This window comes from Shewanella benthica KT99, assembly GCF_000172075.1.
Classification (GTDB): Bacteria; Pseudomonadota; Gammaproteobacteria; order Enterobacterales; family Shewanellaceae; genus Shewanella; species Shewanella benthica_A.
The window spans coordinates 1-16,714 of sequence record NZ_ABIC01000060.1 but is presented as its reverse complement, the minus strand read 5'-3'; the positions used below and the strand labels follow the sequence as shown (position 1 = coordinate 16,714).

The window sequence follows — 16,714 nt, the reverse complement described above, 5'->3', positions numbered from 1 at the left end:
GGCGTGAGCTTAATTCACCGAGTTTTTAAGTTTATGTTCCATAGCGATGAGCGCATAATATGTAAGAAGTTCTAATGGTTGTTTACTTGTTGGTTGCGATTGGTCTAGTTGGACTGATTCTGATTCAACAAGGTAAAGGTGCTGACATGGGAGCATCTTTCGGTGCTGGTGCTTCGGCTACTCTTTTTGGGTCATCTGGTGCGGGTAATTTTTTAACTCGTTCTACCGCTGTATTAGCAATTGGCTTCTTCGCTCTCAGTTTGATTATTGGCAATTTAAGTGCCAATCATACTAGATCAGAAGATGCTTGGAATGACCTATCTAACGATGCTGCACAGGTTGTTGATCAAGTTAGTGAAGAAGTACAACAGACGGAAGATAAGATTCCTGATTAAGACAATCTGCGACTAGCCTCAATTAGTCAGATAGGTGAAAGTCACATGCGGATATGGTGGTGTCTTGATAATAATTAGACACGCCAGTTTGTGATAAACATCTAAACCAAGATGTAAAAATGGTCAGTCACATGCGGATGTGGTGGAATTGGTAGACACGCCAGCTTGAGGGGCTGGTGAGCGTAAGCTCGTGGGGGTTCAAGTCCCCCCATCCGCACCAACTTTTGATTTCAATTTTGAAGTCGAGAGTAATAAAGTGAAAGCTTATTCGCTTTGTTATTGCAAGTTATGAGATTACTCAATATACTTGCAGCAGTTGACGCGGGGTGGAGCAGTTTGGTAGCTCGTCGGGCTCATAACCCGAAGGTCATCGGTTCAAATCCGGTCCCCGCAACCAGCTTCCTAATATCAGGCATAATAGTCTAATATTGGTTACAGGTTTTAAATTCAACGACCTCGTCATTACGGGGTTTTTTGTTATCTGTAACTTATAAAATGCTGCTTATGCAGTGTTGTATCTGGGCTATTTAGCCCTTTTTTGTTTTTCGGGGGGTAACCTTGGCTACTATAGAAAAAAAACTGGAAGAGATGCTTTCATCTCCAGTTGAAGCATTGGGGCATAGACTGTGGGGCTTGGAATATATCCAAGCTGGCAAGCATTCAATACTTAGAGTGTATATCGATAATGATAACGGTATTTTTATCGAAGATTGTGCCGAAACCAGTCGCCAGATAAGTGCTGTTCTCGATGTTGAGGATCCCATTTCAACCGAATTTACATTAGAAGTTTCTTCTCCCGGTGTAGACAGACCTCTGTTCAGTGCTGAACAGTATGGGAGCTACATCGATGAGACTGTAAAAATTCAACTGACTATGCCTGTTGGGGGTAGTCGTAATTTAAAAGGTACCGTTATTGGGGTCGAGGGGCAGACGCTCACGCTTTCTGTAGATGGTAACGAACTGATTATTGCCTTGGATAATATCCGCAGAGGCAACCTAATCGCTAAGTTTTGATGGATTCAAAAATCAACGAGGCAAGAGGATGAATAAAGAGATTTTGCTAGTCGCTGAGGCGGTTTCAAATGAGAAAGGTGTTCCTCGCGAGAAGATTTTCGAAGCGCTGGAAATTGCTTTAGCCACAGCAACAAAAAAGAAGCACGTAGGTGAGATCGAAGTTCGCGTCGAAATCGATCGCAAGACCGGTGCTTATGAAACTTTCCGTCGCTGGCAAGTTGTAGAAGATACAGGTGAACCACTAGAGAACCCTTATGGTGAAATAACACTAGAAGCGGCTCAGTATGAAGATCCAGAACTCCAAGTTGGTGATTATGTCGAAGACGATATGGAGTCTGTCACGTTCGATCGTATCACCACACAGACAGCCAAGCAGGTTATCGTGCAGAAGGTACGTGAAGCCGAGCGAGCTCAAGTCGTTGAGCTGTTTAAGGACCGTGAAGGTGAGTTGATCACAGGTATCGTGAAGAAGAGTAACCGTGAGAGTGTGGTTGTCGATCTTGGTGGTAATGCCGATGCCGTTCTGTTCAAAGAAGACCTAATTTCACGTGAGAACTTCCGTCCAGGCGATAGAATTCGTGCCTTACTGTTCTCGGTTCGTCCTGAAGCTCGTGGTGCACAACTGTTCATGACTCGCACTAAGTCCGAAATGCTTATCGAACTTTTCCGCATAGAAGTGCCGGAAATTGCCGATGAGATGATTGAAATCATGGGTGCGGCTCGTGATCCAGGTTCACGGGCTAAGATTGCGGTTAAGTCGAATGACCGTAGAATCGATCCTATCGGTGCCTGTGTTGGTATGCGTGGTGCTCGAGTTCAAGCCGTATCCAACGAGCTAAATGGTGAGCGCGTCGATATCGTGCTTTGGGATGATAACCCAGCTCAGTTCGTGATCAATGCCATGGCACCTGCTGAGGTGGCTTCTATCGTTGTTGATGAAGATAGCCATTCTATGGATATCGCAGTAGAAGCAGACAGCTTGGCTCAGGCGATTGGCCGTAATGGTCAGAACGTCCGCTTAGCCGCTCAACTCTCTGGTTGGGAGTTGAACGTGATGACTGTAGAAGATCTGCAGAAAAAACATCAGGCTGAAAGTGCAAAAGTCGTCAGCCTGTTTGTTGCATCTTTAGAAGTTGATGAAGATTTTGCTCAGGTACTTGCAGATGAAGGATTTACTTCATTGGAAGAGGTGGCTTATGTTCCAGCTGCCGAACTGATGGAGATCGATGGTTTTGATGAAGATACTGTCGAAGCATTGAGAGAACGTGCTAAAGCGGCAATTTCGACTCGAGCATTGGCAACAGAAGAAGCACTGGACGGTGCAGCACCAAGTGAAGACCTGCTTGCACTGGAAGGGCTGGACAAACATCTGGCTTTCGTTTTTGCAAGTAAAGGTGTGATAACACTTGAAAATTTAGCCGAGCAAGGCATTGATGACTTGATCGATATTGAAGAATTGACAGAAGAAAAGGCTGGTGAGCTCATCATGGCAGCCCGCAATATCTGTTGGTTTGGCGACGAAGAATAACTCGCTCAACAGAGGGGATTGAACATATGGCAGATACAACAGTAGAAAAACTGGCCAGCGAAATAGGAAAAACTGCAGACAGATTAGTCGAGCAGCTATCTGATGCTGGTATTAAAAAAAGTAAATCAGATACAGTTTCTGAATCTGAGAAACAGCAATTGCTGGACTTTTTAAAGAAGCAACATGGTGGCGATGCTACTCCAACTAAGATGACGCTGCAGCGTAAATCAGTTTCAACTTTAAGTGTAGGCTCTGGCCGTGACACTAAAGATGTCAAAGTTGAAGTACGTAAGAAGCGTACCTTTGTGAAGCGCGATCCGGCAGCAGAAGCTGCGGCTAAAGCTGAGCAAGAAAATCAAGCTGCTGCAGAAATGGAAGCTAAGGCTAAATCCGATGCAGATGCAAAGTCGGCAGCCGATGCACTAGCCCAAGAGAAATCAAAAGTGGCCGAAGAAGCGAAAGAAAAAGCCAAAGCGGCAGCGGCTGAAAAAGCTAAGCCAGTAGCTCAAACGGCAGAAGAAAAAGCTGCCAAAGCTGAGTCTGACAAGCTGCAATCTGCTCAAGATCAGGCGGCTAAATCTAAGGCTGACGAAGAAGCGAATGCGGCAGCCGAAGCTGCGCGTAAGCTAGCTGAAGATAACTCAACGCGTTGGGCCGAAGAAGAGAAGCAGCGTAAAGAGGCTGAGAAGACTGGTGATCATCATATCACCACTTCAACAGAAGCTCGTGCAGCCGAAGATACTGCCGATGCAAATGCTGAGAAGCGCGATCGTCGTCCTCGCAAGGCGCCGACGTCAACTCCTGCTAGCACAGGTAAAGGCAAGCGTCGTGGTGGCAGAGACAACCGTAACTCACGCAACTCACGTGGCGGGCGTAACTCACGTAATGCACGTAGTGTAGCGCCTGAGTCTATGGACCATGCGTTCACTAAGCCTGTAGTTGTAGTTAAAGCCGATGTCAGCATAGGTGAAACGGTTTCAGTGTCTGAGCTCGCTCAGAAGATGGCAGTGAAGGCGACTGAAATCATCAAGACCATGATGAAGATGGGCTCCATGGTTACTATCAACCAGGTGCTAGATCAGGAAACCGCTCAGCTAGTCGCCGAAGAGATGGGTCATAAGGTCACACTGACTCGCGAGAACGAACTCGAGCACCAGGTGCTTGCTGATCGCGATGGCAATGTCGAAGCCGTATCTCGTGCGCCAGTAGTGACTATCATGGGTCACGTCGACCATGGTAAGACCTCCTTGCTGGATTATATTCGTAATGCTAAAGTCGCTGCCGGAGAAGCCGGTGGTATTACTCAGCATATCGGTGCATACCATGTTGAAACAGCTAATGGCATGATCACCTTCTTAGATACTCCTGGTCACGCGGCGTTTACGGCTATGCGTGCTCGTGGTGCCAAGGCGACCGATATCGTTATCTTGGTTGTTGCAGCCGATGATGGTGTTATGCCACAGACTATCGAAGCGATTCAACATGCAAAGGCCGGTAAAGTGCCTCTGATTGTTGCAGTCAACAAGATGGATAAGCCTGATGCGGATGCAGAGCGTGTTAAGAGTGAGCTTTCTCAGCACGGCATCATGTCTGAAGATTGGGGCGGCAACAACATGTTTGTTAGCGTTTCGGCTAAGACTGGTCAAGGCATCGATGAACTGTTAGAAGCCATTTTGCTTGAAGCTGAAGTTCTCGAGCTTAAAGCGATCAAAGATTGTATGGCCGCTGGTGTCGTCATCGAATCTAAGCTAGATAAAGGCCGTGGTCCGGTTGCTACCGTTCTGGTACAAGAAGGTACACTTAAGCAAGGTGATATCGTTCTTTGTGGCCTTGAGTACGGTAAAGTCCGTGCCATGCGTGATGAAAATGGCCAGACTATTAAGGAAGCGGGTCCCTCGTTCCCTGTAGAGATTCTTGGTCTTTCGGGTGTTCCTGCTGCTGGTGATGAAGCGACTGTCGTACGTGATGAGCGTAAGGCTCGTGAAGTTGCTCTGTATCGTCAAGGCAAGTTCCGCGATGTGAAGCTAGCACGTCAGCAGAAGGCTAAGCTTGAGAACATGTTCGCTAACATGACCGAAGGCGTAGTAGAGGAACTCAATATCGTGCTTAAGGCCGATGTACAAGGTTCACTCGAGGCTATCGCTGACTCGCTTAACAAGCTGTCTACCGATGAAGTTAAGGTTAATATTATCGCACGCGGTGTCGGTGGTTTAACCGAAACTGATGCGACATTAGCATCGGCTTCTAACGCCATCATGATAGGTTTCAACATTCGTGCCGATGCACAAGCGCGTAGGGTTATCGACAGCGAAAACGTCGATCTTCGCTACTATAGTGTCATCTACAACTTGATCGATGAAGTTAGAGACGCGATGAGCGGCCTATTAGCTCCTGAGTTCAAGCAAGTGATTATCGGCCTTGCTGAAGTTCGTGATGTATTTAAGTCTCCTAAGATTGGCTCAATCGCCGGTTGTATGGTGATTGAAGGTACCATCAAGAAGAGCGCTCCTATCCGCGTACTACGTGAAAACATCGTTATCTACGAAGGTGAGCTAGAATCACTGCGTCGTTTCAAAGATGATGTGGCAGACGTACGTAACGGTATGGAATGTGGTATCGGTGTGAAGAACTATAATGACGTCAGAGTAGGCGATCAGATAGAGGTCTTCGAAACCATCGAGATTGCTCGCTCCTTAGAAGCGTAAAGCGTAATAGGGCGGCGAAAGCCGCCCTTTTTATTTATAGCTGCAAACAGCAGAATAAAATATTAAGGCCAAATATTATGGCAAAAGAATTTAGTCGTACACGCCGTATCGGGCAACAGTTACAACAAGAGTTAGCGCAAGTATTACACCGTGATATCAAAGATCCTCGTGTAGGCATGGTAACGGTCAATGATGTGGAAGTATCTCGTGATCTTAGTTATGCCAAGGTGTTTGTCACCTTCTTCGAAGAAGATGAGAAGATAGTGGCACAGAAGCTCGAAGCACTCAGTAGTGCTGCTGGCTACATACGTTCTTTGGTCGCGGGCCGCATGAAATTGCGAGTGATGCCAGAACTTAGGTTCATCTATGATGCATCCTTGGTTGAAGGCATGCGCATGTCCAACCTAGTGACGCGCGTCATTCATAACGATGAAGCTAAGCAGAAAAAAGCCAAGCGTGATGAACAAAGTGAAGATAACGACCTGCAAGGTGAGGATTAATGGGGCGTCGTCAGCGTGGTCGCTTCATTGATGGGATCTTGCTCTTAGATAAAGAGACAGGAATGAGCTCAAACTTTGCCCTGCAAAGGGTAAAGCGGCTTTTCGATGCCAATAAAGCGGGTCATACTGGCGCCTTAGATCCATTAGCCACAGGCATGTTACCCATATGCCTGGGTGAAGCGACTAAGTTTTCTCAGCATCTTCTGGATGCGGATAAGCGATATCTGGTCACGGCTAAACTTGGTGTACGTACCGATACCAGTGATTCCGATGGTGAAGTGGTACAGACTCGTCCGCTGAATTTCAGTCAAGAGTTACTGCTGGAGTCTCTGGATTATTTCCGTGGAAAGACTATGCAGGTGCCTTCGATGTTCTCGGCACTTAAGCATAAGGGCCAGCCCCTGTATAAGTATGCTCGTGAAGGCATTGAAGTGCCCAGGGAAGCCAGACCCATCACAGTTTTTGAATTGAATTTCATCTCTTTAGAAGGCGATGAGTTGACCTTAGATATTCATTGTTCTAAGGGGACTTACATTCGTACTATCACAGATGATCTCGGTGAGATGTTGGGCTGCGGTGCTCATGTGATCATGCTTAGGCGTACTCAAGTTGCAGATTATCCTTATGATCGCATCGTAAGCTTAACTCAGCTAAATGAGATGGTTGAAAAAGCTGAGGCCGAAGGTGTGGATCCTAAAGCGATGCTGGATGAGTTATTGTTGCCTATGGACACTGCGGTCAGTAAGTTTCAAGAAATCAACTTAGCCGACAGTGTCAAACCTTATCTGATGAACGGAAATCCGGTTCAAAATCCAGGAGGCTGCGAGTTAGACGAGGGCGAGCTGGTGCGGATCACTATCGGTGAAGAGCATCAGTTTGTCGGTATGGGCTCAATCAATGATGATGGCCTGCTGGCACCTAAGCGCCTCATCGTACTGAGAGATGGCGTAGAAACCACTTAACGTTACCTTTTTGCAGTTATTTTACTTTGCTGGTTGCGTAACCCGCCGGGAATAGGTAAAATGCCGCGCTCCTTTAGCTGAGTTAGTGATTGGCTAAAGATTTATTAATGCATTATTTGGAGAGACAAAATGTCACTAAATGCTGAACAAACTGCAAAAATCCTGGCTGATTTCGGTCGTTGTGAAAACGATACTGGTTCATCTGAAGTTCAGGTTGCTCTTTTAACTGCTCAGATTAACCATCTACAGGGCCATTTCAAGCAGCACATCCACGATCATCACTCTCGTCGTGGTCTACTGCGTATGGTCAGCACACGTCGTAAACTTCTTGCATACCTAAAGCGTACTGAAAATGTTCGTTACCAGGAACTCATCAAGAAGCTAGGTCTACGTCGTTAATTTTAACGATTAAATCTGGAAAAGGAGGCTTAGACCTCCTTTTTTATTGCCTGTAAAAAAGAAGGCGAAAGCAAAGTTCCTAGGGCCTAGGGACTTATGATTATATCTGACTGATAGTCGCTGTATGCGGTTTGATATATTTTTCTTCAAAATCATGTTGAGACAGAGGTTTACTGAAGAAGAAACCTTGCCCCATCTGACAATCATTGGCTTTGAGCCAATCCAACTGCTCTTGGTTTTCTATTCCTTCCGCGACGATATTGAGCTTAAGTTGTTTACCTAACATTAGGATGGTTGAGGCTATGGCACTCTCCTGGGGGAGGTCGGTAACGAAGCAACGATCGATTTTCATGGTGGTAATGGGAAGGTGGCGTAGATAAGATAATGATGAGTAACCTGTACCGAAATCATCCACCGCGATACCGAATCCAGCCGATTTTAGCTGCTCCAACTTGACAATGGCTTTCTCTATGTCATTCATCAAGGACGTTTCGGTTATCTCTATCTCTAACAGCTCAGGTCTTATCTGGTACCTGAGGGAGAGCTGTTTTATGTCTGGAACCAGACTCGGATCTTCAAATTGCTGTGAAGCCACATTAACTGCAATCGGTAGGGCAAAATTATACTTTTTTTGCCACTCCTTGATAGTCTTACATGCCTGCTCTATGACCCAGCGACCTATGGGAATGATGATTCCGGTTTCTTCGGCTACCGGGATAAAGGACATGGGACTTATCAGGCGGCCATCTTTCTGCCAACGAATAAGAGCCTCGCAGGCAACCACTTTTCCTGTATTGATATCGAGTTTGGGCTGGTAATGTAGCACAAATTCATTATTCTTCAGTGCATCATGAAGGGAAGCTTCGGTTCGTAGCCTAACAGCAGCACGCTCTGTCATCTGTTGTTTGAAGAAGGCCCATTGATTCGAGCCCGCAGCCTTTGCGCTATACATGGCGATATCCGCATGGCGGAGCAGATCTTCGGCACTCATACCGTCATCGGGATAGATTGAGATCCCAACCGATGCCGCCGGATGAATGGTGTGGTCGTTGAGTTGCATTGGTGTGTTCAATTGAAAAAGCATGTGCTCAACAAAATCGGCTGCCTGATCCGGGCTGCGTATTTCATCGGCTAATATCACGAATTCATCTCCCCCTAGGCGAGCCACAGTGCCTTTATCTGCCACGACGCGTTCGAGAACTCGAGCTATTCGGGTAAGAAATTGGTCTCCTATGGCGTGACCCAAAGAATCGTTGATATTTTTAAACCTGTCTAGGTCGATAAATAACATGCAAAATTGCTGTTTATGTGCGCGGGCTCTTTGAATGGTAACTGCTATGGTTTCCAGTAGCAGGGTGCGGTTAGGTAAACCCGTGAGTGGGTCTCGAGTCGCCATCTTTCTCAGTTTACTCTGGGTCTGCCCGAACTGAATAAGTATCTGGTTAAATTTTGATGTAACCAGACCTAGCTCATCATTCATGTGAGCCTTAGATACCGGCAGTAAGTTCTTATCGGGTGATTCAGGATCGATCTTGTCAATTGCCTCACTGATCTCGGCGATGGGTTTGGTCAAGAAACGATGAAAAACAATCGACAGCACTAGAGTAATCAGTAGCGCACGGATCAAGGTTGCGATTAAACTGAATCTGAGTTGTGAAAAGAGTGAATCTGTGAGTTCCTGAGTGTCATAGAAGATGGTTAATGTCCCTATGAGCTGTTGTTTCTCACTGTCTTTAAAATCAAAGGGTCGATAAAGGCTTCGCGAGATCTCTCTGAGATCGCCAAAGAGTTTTTTACTTAATTGATCAAACATATTGGGTGAAGAGATAGGTGAGGCGACTGAGACAAACATGGAACCGTCATCGAGTTCGATAATTGCGGAACCCACATGGGCGACTTTTAACACCCCCTCTATGGTTTGTTTAGCTAGGTTATCGTCCAATGCCCAGACTGCGTTCGATGCGGGTTGCTCTACCGAGTCTAACAACTCTTTCTGCGACGCTTTAAGTTCATCCCTAGTGGTAACACCGACTAAGGCAATTTCGACGATGAAAATGGCGACAGCGAAGAAGAGTGCCGAAAAAACGACAAGGCTGGTTTGTTTCCATGTAAGTGATTTAAAGCTAGCAGTCATTAACTCATCCATTAATCAGTGAACTGATATTAGAAACGGAACTATTTAGGCATTCAATAACAAAATAATCCTAATAATATTCACTTTAGAGAAAAGTTTCGGCTTTGTCATCAATCTGTGCCCTTTATCTCTTGAATAGAGATGAAGTATACTTACACGCGTAATTAAGATAATTAAATTTAAGGAATGGTTCACGTGAATCCAATCGTAAAGAGTTTTGAGTATGGTCAGCACACAATCACATTAGAGACTGGGGTTATTGCGCGTCAAGCAGATGCTGCCGTTTTAGCAAGTATGGGTGATACTACAGTCTTGGTTACTGTGGTAGGAAAGAAAGACGAAGAGCCAGGTCGCGACTTTTTCCCTCTCACAGTGAATTATCAGGAAAGAACTTACGCTGCCGGTAAGATCCCTGGTGGTTTCTTTAAGCGTGAAGGTCGTCCATCTGAGAGTGAAACGCTGATTGCACGTCTTATCGACCGTCCCATTCGTCCTCTATTCCCTAATGGCTTCAAGAATGAAGTTCAGGTAATTATCACAGTGGTTTCTGTGGATCCTGAAATCAATCCTGATGTTATCTCTATGATAGGTACTTCTGCAGCCCTAGCTATCTCAGGCCTGCCATTCAATGGTCCACTGGGTGTGGCACGCGTTGGTTACATCAACGGCGAATATATTCTTAACCCTGAAGTTAGTCAGTTAGCCGAGAGTGACCTAGACCTAATTGTCGCAGGTACTGAAGGCGCAGTATTGATGGTGGAGTCTGAAGCCGCCTCATTAGCAGAAGAAGTGATGCTAGGCAGCGTCGCCTATGGTCACGAGCAACAGCAAGTTGTGATCACTGCCATCAAGGAGCTTAAAGCTGAAGCGGGTAAGCCTGCATGGGATTGGACTGCACCTGTATCTGATGAAGATTTGGTCGCTAAAATTAAGGCGCTTGCAGAAGAAAAATTCTCAGCTGCATACCAGATCGCTGATAAGAGTGAACGTCGTGACGCGGTTAATGCACTTAAGAGTGACGCTATCGAGAAACTCGTTGCAGAAAATGCGGATGTCGACTTACGTGAAGTCGGTAAGATATTAAGTAGCGTTGAGAAGCAAGTCGTACGTGGTCGCATCCTAGCGGGTAAGCCTCGTATCGATGGTCGTGAGCCAGATATGGTTCGTGGTCTTAACGTGATGGCCGGTGTACTTCCACGTACTCACGGTAGCGCGATATTTACCCGTGGTGAGACTCAAGCACTAGTGACTTGTACTCTAGGTACCGAGCGTGATGCACAGAAAGTTGACAGCATCATGGGCGAATACACTAACCGCTTTATGCTGCACTACAACTTCCCTCCTTACTGTGTTGGTGAGACGGGTTTTGTTGGTTCGCCTAAGCGTCGTGAAATTGGTCACGGTAAGCTAGCTTGGCGTGGTATGAAAGCGGTTATGCCTTCTGCAGAAGAATTCCCATACAGCATTCGCGTAGTATCAGAGATCACTGAATCAAACGGTTCAAGCTCTATGGCCACAGTATGTGGTACTTCTCTTGCATTAATGGATGCGGGTGTGCCAATCAAGACGTCTGTTGCCGGTATCGCTATGGGTCTAGTTAAAGAGGGTGACGATTTCGTCGTTCTTTCTGACATTTTAGGTGATGAAGATCACTTAGGTGATATGGACTTCAAAGTTGCTGGCACTCGTGACGGTATCACTGCACTGCAGATGGATATCAAGATCGAAGGCATCACGCAAGAGATCATGCAGATCGCACTTCAGCAAGCTTATGGCGCTCGAGTTCATATCCTTAACGTGATGGACCAGGCTATTGGTACACATCGTGACGATATTTCAGCTCACGCACCACGTATTACCATCATCAAGATCAACCCTGAAAAGATCCGTGATGTGATTGGTAAAGGTGGCGCGACAATCCGTGCGCTTACAGAAGAGACTGGAACGACTATCGAGCTAGAAGATGACGGTACAGTTAAGATCGCTTCTTCTAACAGCGAAGCGACTAAAGAAGCTATCCGTCGTATCGAAGAGATCACTGCCGAAGTCGAAGTCGGTACGATCTATAACGGTAAGGTTGTTCGTATCGTTGATTTTGGTGCCTTCGTGACAATCTTGCCTGGTAAAGATGGTTTGGTTCACATCTCTCAGATCGCTGAAGAGCGTGTTGCTAACGTTTCTGATTACCTACAGACTGGCCAAGAAGTCAAAGTTAAGGTGATGGAAGTTGATCGTCAGGGTCGCGTACGTCTTTCTATGAAAGAAGCGCAGCCTAAAGCCGAGTCAGCACCTGCTGCCGAGTAATCACTATTTAGTGAATTAATAAAGGAGACCTCAGGGTCTCCTTTTTTGTTGCCGCTGATTTGGTTTTGTTTTAGAGAATAATTTGCAGATATCTCTCTATGCTTGACTTTATTTTTTGTAAACTATTGCTTTTTACTATCAATAAGCTGAATGAATTGAGAAAAATTTAAATCCCTGATAGCAGTAGCGATAGGGGATTGCTATGATTAGCTTCATAGTTGAACTCAAAGGGTTAAATGGATGAATCAAAAAATTCGCACCACTGCAATCGCTGTTTTGGCTGGTATGAGTCTTTTCCTGACCGGATGTGTGTCGACTCAGTCCGGTGGCAGCGAGCAAGGTAAGGTGATGGTTGAGCCGGTCATGCCCGATTATAAGCTGGAAATAACCCTTGCCAAGTTAAATGAAATTTTATCCTCAGCTGATTTAACTCAAAAGCAAAAAGCACGATTCCATTACGACCGGGGTGTCATTTATGACAGTGTAGGTTTGCGGATTTTGAGCCGAATCGATTTTCATCAAGCATTGAAATTTCAGCCTGATCTCGCCGATGCCTATAACTTCATCGGCATCTATTATACCCAGGAAGGTCAGTTCGAGAGTGCATATGAAGCCTTCGATGCTGTGCTGGAGCTGTCACCCGAATATGATTATGCATACTTAAATCGTGGTATCGCCCTCTATTATGGTGAGCGTTACGCGTTAGCGGTTGCCGATATGCAATCATTCTATGCATTGGATCCTAAAGATGGCTACCGTGCCTTATGGTTATACCTGACACAAAGTGCTCAGGATCCTCAGCAAGCCAAGGCTAATTTGGCAATGAGCCAACCAGAGCTTGCGCCAAATGCCTGGTCGAGTGTACTGGTGGGTTTTTATCTGGGTGAAAAATCCAGGGCAGAGGTGTTTGCTGCGGCTAAGGTGGGGCTTTCTCACCCCAATGAATATGCGGAACGTCTATGTGAAGCCTACTTTTATCTTGCTAAGATAGCCCAAGAGCAAGGTCAGTATAGCGATGCGGCAAATTATTTCAGGCTGGCCCTGGCGACAAATATCTATGACTTTGTCGAGCATAGATATGCGCGAATCGAGTTGGCCAAGCTAAATATGCTGATGCATCAAGAGCAATAATAGAGTCAATCATTCAGCTCAAGCCTTATTAACAGACGAATGCCATCTCAATGGGATGGCATTTTTGTTGCCTATATTAAAATACAGACTCTGGGATGAGTCATCTAGCTAATTTTCACGCTTGGCGCTATAATTGCTGCCTTTTTAGTACATCATCAATCTGCAGGTTACCATGTCAGCCAATACAGTTGAGGTCGGCAAACGTCGCACTTTCGCCATTATCTCTCACCCGGATGCGGGTAAAACCACCATTACCGAAAAAGTACTCTTGTTCGGTAATGCCTTACAGAAGGCCGGAACCGTAAAAGGCAAGAAGTCAGGCCAATATGCCAAGTCTGACTGGATGGAGATGGAGAAAGAGCGTGGTATCTCGATCACCACGTCTGTCATGCAGTTTCCCTATAAAGACACGTTAATCAATCTGCTCGATACTCCGGGTCACGAAGATTTCTCCGAAGATACCTATCGTACCCTGACAGCTGTCGATTCCTGTCTGATGGTTATCGACTCGGCAAAAGGTGTAGAGCAAAGAACGATTAAGCTAATGGAAGTCACGCGCCTGCGTGACACGCCTATCGTCACTTTCATGAACAAATTAGACCGCGATATTCGCGATCCATTAGAGCTGATGGACGAGGTCGAAGATGTCCTGAATATTGCTTGTGCACCCATTACCTGGCCGATAGGCTCAGGTAAAGAGTTTAAAGGTGTTTACCATCTGCTGCGTGATGAGGTGATTTTATACCAGAGTGGTCAGGGGCATACCATTCAGGACTCTAAGATCATCAAGGGGCTGGATAACCCTGAGCTTGATGAAGCTATCGGCGCCTATGCCGACGAAGTGCGCGAAGAGTTAGAGTTGGTTCTGGGCGCTGCGACTGAGTTTGATCTCGAGATGTTCCTCAAGGGAGAGCTTACGCCGGTATTCTTCGGTACGGCATTGGGTAACTTTGGTGTCGATCATATGCTCGATGGCATGGTCGAATGGGCTCCTACACCTCAGCCTCGTAAAACCGAGGCGAGAGAGGTGCTGCCGCAAGAGGAGAAGTTCTCTGGCTTCGTGTTTAAGATCCAAGCAAACATGGACCCCAGACACAGAGATAGAGTCGCATTTATGCGGATCTGTTCAGGTAAGTATGAGCAGGGCATGAAAATGCACCATGTTCGTCTAGGTAAAGATGTCAATGTCAGTGATGCACTGACCTTTATGGCTGGCGACCGTCATCGCGCCATAGTGGCATATCCAGGCGATATTATTGGCCTGCATAACCACGGCACCATGCGTATTGGCGATACATTTACCCAAGGTGAGAAGTTGCGTTTCACCGGCATACCTAACTTTGCTCCTGAGATGTTCCGTCGTATCCGTCTAAAAGATCCGTTGAAACAGAAGCAGCTACTTAAAGGCTTAGTTCAGCTTGCCGAAGAGGGAGCCGTGCAGGTATTCAGACCCATAGATTCGAACGATCTTATCGTTGGTGCTGTTGGTGTACTTCAGTTTGAAGTGGTTGTTGGCCGATTGAAGAGTGAATATAAGGTCGAAGCCATCTATGAAGCCATCCATGTTGCCACAGCCCGTTGGGTGTATTGTGACGATGAGAAGAAACTGGACGAGTTCAGACGCAAGTGCAGCGCTAACTTAGCCTTGGATGGTGGCAATAACCTGACCTATATCGCCCCGACTATGGTTAACCTTAATCTGTCTATGGAGCGCTATCCTGACATTCAGTTTGCCAAGACTCGTGAGAATTAATCTAAAATAACGTTCGGCACCCTGTACTCTGATATTTTTGCTTAAGCCCCATTCGAAAGGTTGGGGCTTTTTATTGGATCAATTATTATACCTAGATGGCTTGTTGTAGGAAGGTTTGTAACCCGCATTTTTAAAAAATCCAAAAGCCAAAAGTCAATTTTGGTATGATTAAATTAAATTTATTTAATGAGCGAATAATGCCGATGATGCGAATACTCGATAGCCATGCACATCTGGACCACGCCTTGTTTGATACCGACCGTGACGAACTCTTCGAGTCTATGGCTCAGGCTGGCATAGAAACGGCTATCATCCCAGGAGTCAGCCCCGAGCGCTGGAGCAAGCAACTGGATGTAGCAAAGCGGTACTCATGCCCCTATGGCCTAGGCATTCATCCTTGGTTTTGTGCAGACAATCCTCAACAGGCCTTGGACCTATTAACCGATAAACTCAATAGCTATATAGAAGACCCATACTTGGTCGCCATCGGTGAGTGCGGTCTGGATAAGATACATAAAGATAATTGGCACGGACAAATCATTGCCCTGCAGGCGCAACTCTCTATGGCACAGCAGCTAAACCTGCCGGTTATCTTGCATGTGGTTAAGGCTCATAGTGAGATGTTGGCTATGTTGAAACGCTACTCTCTGCCTAGGGGCGGAGTGATCCATGGCTTCTATGGCAGCTTAGCAATCGCCAGCGAGTACATTAAGCTAGGTTTTAAGCTGGGGATCGGTGGCTTAATTTTAAATCCGAGTGCCAGAAAACTGAGAACCTGTGTCGCTCAACTTCCCCACGATAGCGTGTTAATCGAGACAGATTCTCCTGCTATGACACCTCGAAATGCAGCAGAATCACGCAATACCCCCCTTATTTTACAGTCAATCATCGCAGAAATAGCAACTTTACATAAAAAAACCAGTGTTCTGATTTCAGAACATGCATTTAGAAATACGGTGCAACTCTTTGACCTTAAATTAATTTTAATTTAAACAGATGTGCATCGCATCGTAAGTTGTGACCAAGGTGCTGAAATTAAACTTCATAAACTTGATCGAAACGACACTTTTGAACTATTGCTCGGGTATAATCGACCTCGAAAAAGGTTGGTTAACAACATAATTAAAAAATATTAACAATAGGGTGATGGTTAATGGAAATTTTCATGAGTTTAGTAGGGGTGGTCACCTTACTTACAATTGCTTTCTTACTCTCCAATAGTAAGAAGTCAATAAACTACCGTACAGTTGGTGGTGCGTTAGCGCTTCAAGCCGCTTTGGGTGGCTTCGTTCTTTATGTTCCAATTGGTCAAGAAGTGCTCGGTGGCGTTTCAATGGGCGTAGCCAATGTCATTGGTTACTCTCAAGCGGGTATCGACTTCCTCTTCGGTGGTCTGGGTACTGACGCTATGTTCGCCAACGGTGTAGGCTTCGTCTTCGCTATTCGCGTTCTACCTGTCATTGTCTTCTTCTCTTCTTTAATCGCAGTGCTTTACTACGTAGGCATCATGCAACTTGTCATCAAGTTCATCGGTGGTGGATTGCAAAAAGCACTAGGCACAAGCCGTACCGAGTCTATGGCTGCTACGGCAAACATCTTCGTCGGCCAAACTGAAGCTCCTCTAGTTGTTCGTCCGTTTATCGCGACTATGACTAACTCAGAGCTTTTCGCTATCATGGTAGGTGGTCTGGCTTCTATCGCTGGTGCGGTACTTGCTGGCTACGCTGGCATGGGCGTTAAGATTGAGTATTTGGTTGCAGCGTCATTTATGGCGGCGCCTGGTGGTCTGATGATGGCCAAGCTTATGCATCCAGAGACTGAAGATACTAAAAACGAAATGGACGACTTGCCAGAAGACACCGACAAGCCTGCTAACGTATCGACGCAGC

General features: G+C 46.0%; 13 protein-coding genes and 2 tRNA genes. 14 read left to right on the top strand and 1 reads right to left on the bottom strand.

Translation table 11 applies throughout. The features are described from left to right. Positions 1–74 precede the first annotated feature (74 nt). From secG to rpsO, 9 genes are all read left to right on the top strand, one after another. Positions 75–395, top strand: coding sequence for a preprotein translocase subunit SecG (secG, locus tag KT99_RS18135; protein ID WP_005503016.1), 321 nt, complete (start codon positions 75–77; stop codon positions 393–395). A gap of 133 nt (positions 396–528) precedes the next feature. After that, positions 529–615, top strand: a tRNA-Leu gene (locus tag KT99_RS18130). Between the two features lie 100 nt (positions 616–715). Continuing rightward, positions 716–792: transfer RNA gene (locus KT99_RS18125), tRNA-Met, on the top strand. Between the two features lie 161 nt (positions 793–953). Beyond that, on the top strand, positions 954–1,409 hold the full coding sequence (gene rimP / locus KT99_RS18120) for a ribosome maturation factor RimP (RefSeq protein ID WP_005503013.1): 456 nt from the start codon (positions 954–956) through the stop codon (positions 1,407–1,409). A 28-nt stretch (positions 1,410–1,437) separates the two neighbouring features. Next, entirely contained in the window at positions 1,438–2,937 is a 1,500-nt protein-coding gene (gene nusA, locus KT99_RS18115) for a transcription termination factor NusA (protein WP_005503011.1), read from the top strand. A 26-nt stretch (positions 2,938–2,963) separates the two neighbouring features. Then, positions 2,964–5,642 carry a translation initiation factor IF-2 gene (infB, locus tag KT99_RS18110; protein WP_005503009.1) on the top strand — a complete coding sequence of 893 codons (2,679 nt, stop codon included), beginning with the start codon at positions 2,964–2,966 and terminating at the stop codon, positions 5,640–5,642. Between the two features lie 77 nt (positions 5,643–5,719). Further along, positions 5,720–6,142: a 30S ribosome-binding factor RbfA gene (rbfA, locus tag KT99_RS18105; RefSeq protein WP_005503007.1), complete on the top strand. Its 423-nt coding sequence runs from the start codon at positions 5,720–5,722 to the stop codon at positions 6,140–6,142. Beyond that, a complete protein-coding gene (gene truB / locus KT99_RS18100) occupies positions 6,142–7,104 on the top strand; it encodes a tRNA pseudouridine(55) synthase TruB (protein ID WP_005503006.1) in 963 nt (320 codons plus the stop codon). The genes rbfA and truB overlap by 1 nt, the downstream gene beginning before the upstream one ends. A 129-nt stretch (positions 7,105–7,233) precedes the next feature. After that, positions 7,234–7,503, top strand: a complete 270-nt coding sequence (gene rpsO / locus KT99_RS18095) for a 30S ribosomal protein S15 (RefSeq protein WP_005503004.1) — start codon at positions 7,234–7,236, stop codon at positions 7,501–7,503. Between the two features lie 100 nt (positions 7,504–7,603). Here rpsO and KT99_RS18090 read toward each other — a convergent pair whose 3' ends face one another. Further along, positions 7,604–9,637 (bottom strand): EAL domain-containing protein, encoded by a 2,034-nt coding sequence (locus KT99_RS18090; protein WP_040572190.1) that lies wholly within the window; start codon positions 9,635–9,637, stop codon positions 7,604–7,606. A 195-nt stretch (positions 9,638–9,832) separates the two neighbouring features. On the opposite strand from KT99_RS18090, the gene pnp reads away from it, so the two are divergent. From pnp to KT99_RS18065, 5 genes are all read left to right on the top strand, one after another. Beyond that, positions 9,833–11,941 carry a polyribonucleotide nucleotidyltransferase gene (pnp, locus tag KT99_RS18085; RefSeq protein ID WP_005503000.1) on the top strand — a complete coding sequence of 703 codons (2,109 nt, stop codon included), beginning with the start codon at positions 9,833–9,835 and terminating at the stop codon, positions 11,939–11,941. A 240-nt stretch (positions 11,942–12,181) separates the two neighbouring features. After that, a complete protein-coding gene (gene nlpI / locus KT99_RS18080; protein ID WP_005502998.1) occupies positions 12,182–13,072 on the top strand; it encodes a lipoprotein NlpI in 891 nt (296 codons plus the stop codon). Positions 13,073–13,244: 172 nt separating this feature from the next. Beyond that, positions 13,245–14,825, top strand: a complete 1,581-nt coding sequence (gene prfC / locus KT99_RS18075; RefSeq protein ID WP_005502996.1) for a peptide chain release factor 3 — start codon at positions 13,245–13,247, stop codon at positions 14,823–14,825. Positions 14,826–15,028: 203 nt separating this feature from the next. Beyond that, positions 15,029–15,817 (top strand): TatD family hydrolase, encoded by a 789-nt coding sequence (locus KT99_RS18070; RefSeq protein ID WP_232504328.1) that lies wholly within the window; start codon positions 15,029–15,031, stop codon positions 15,815–15,817. 161 nt (positions 15,818–15,978) lie between these two features. Beyond that, positions 15,979–16,714: NupC/NupG family nucleoside CNT transporter (locus KT99_RS18065; RefSeq protein ID WP_005502992.1), on the top strand; the 736-nt coding region annotated here is incomplete at its 3' end.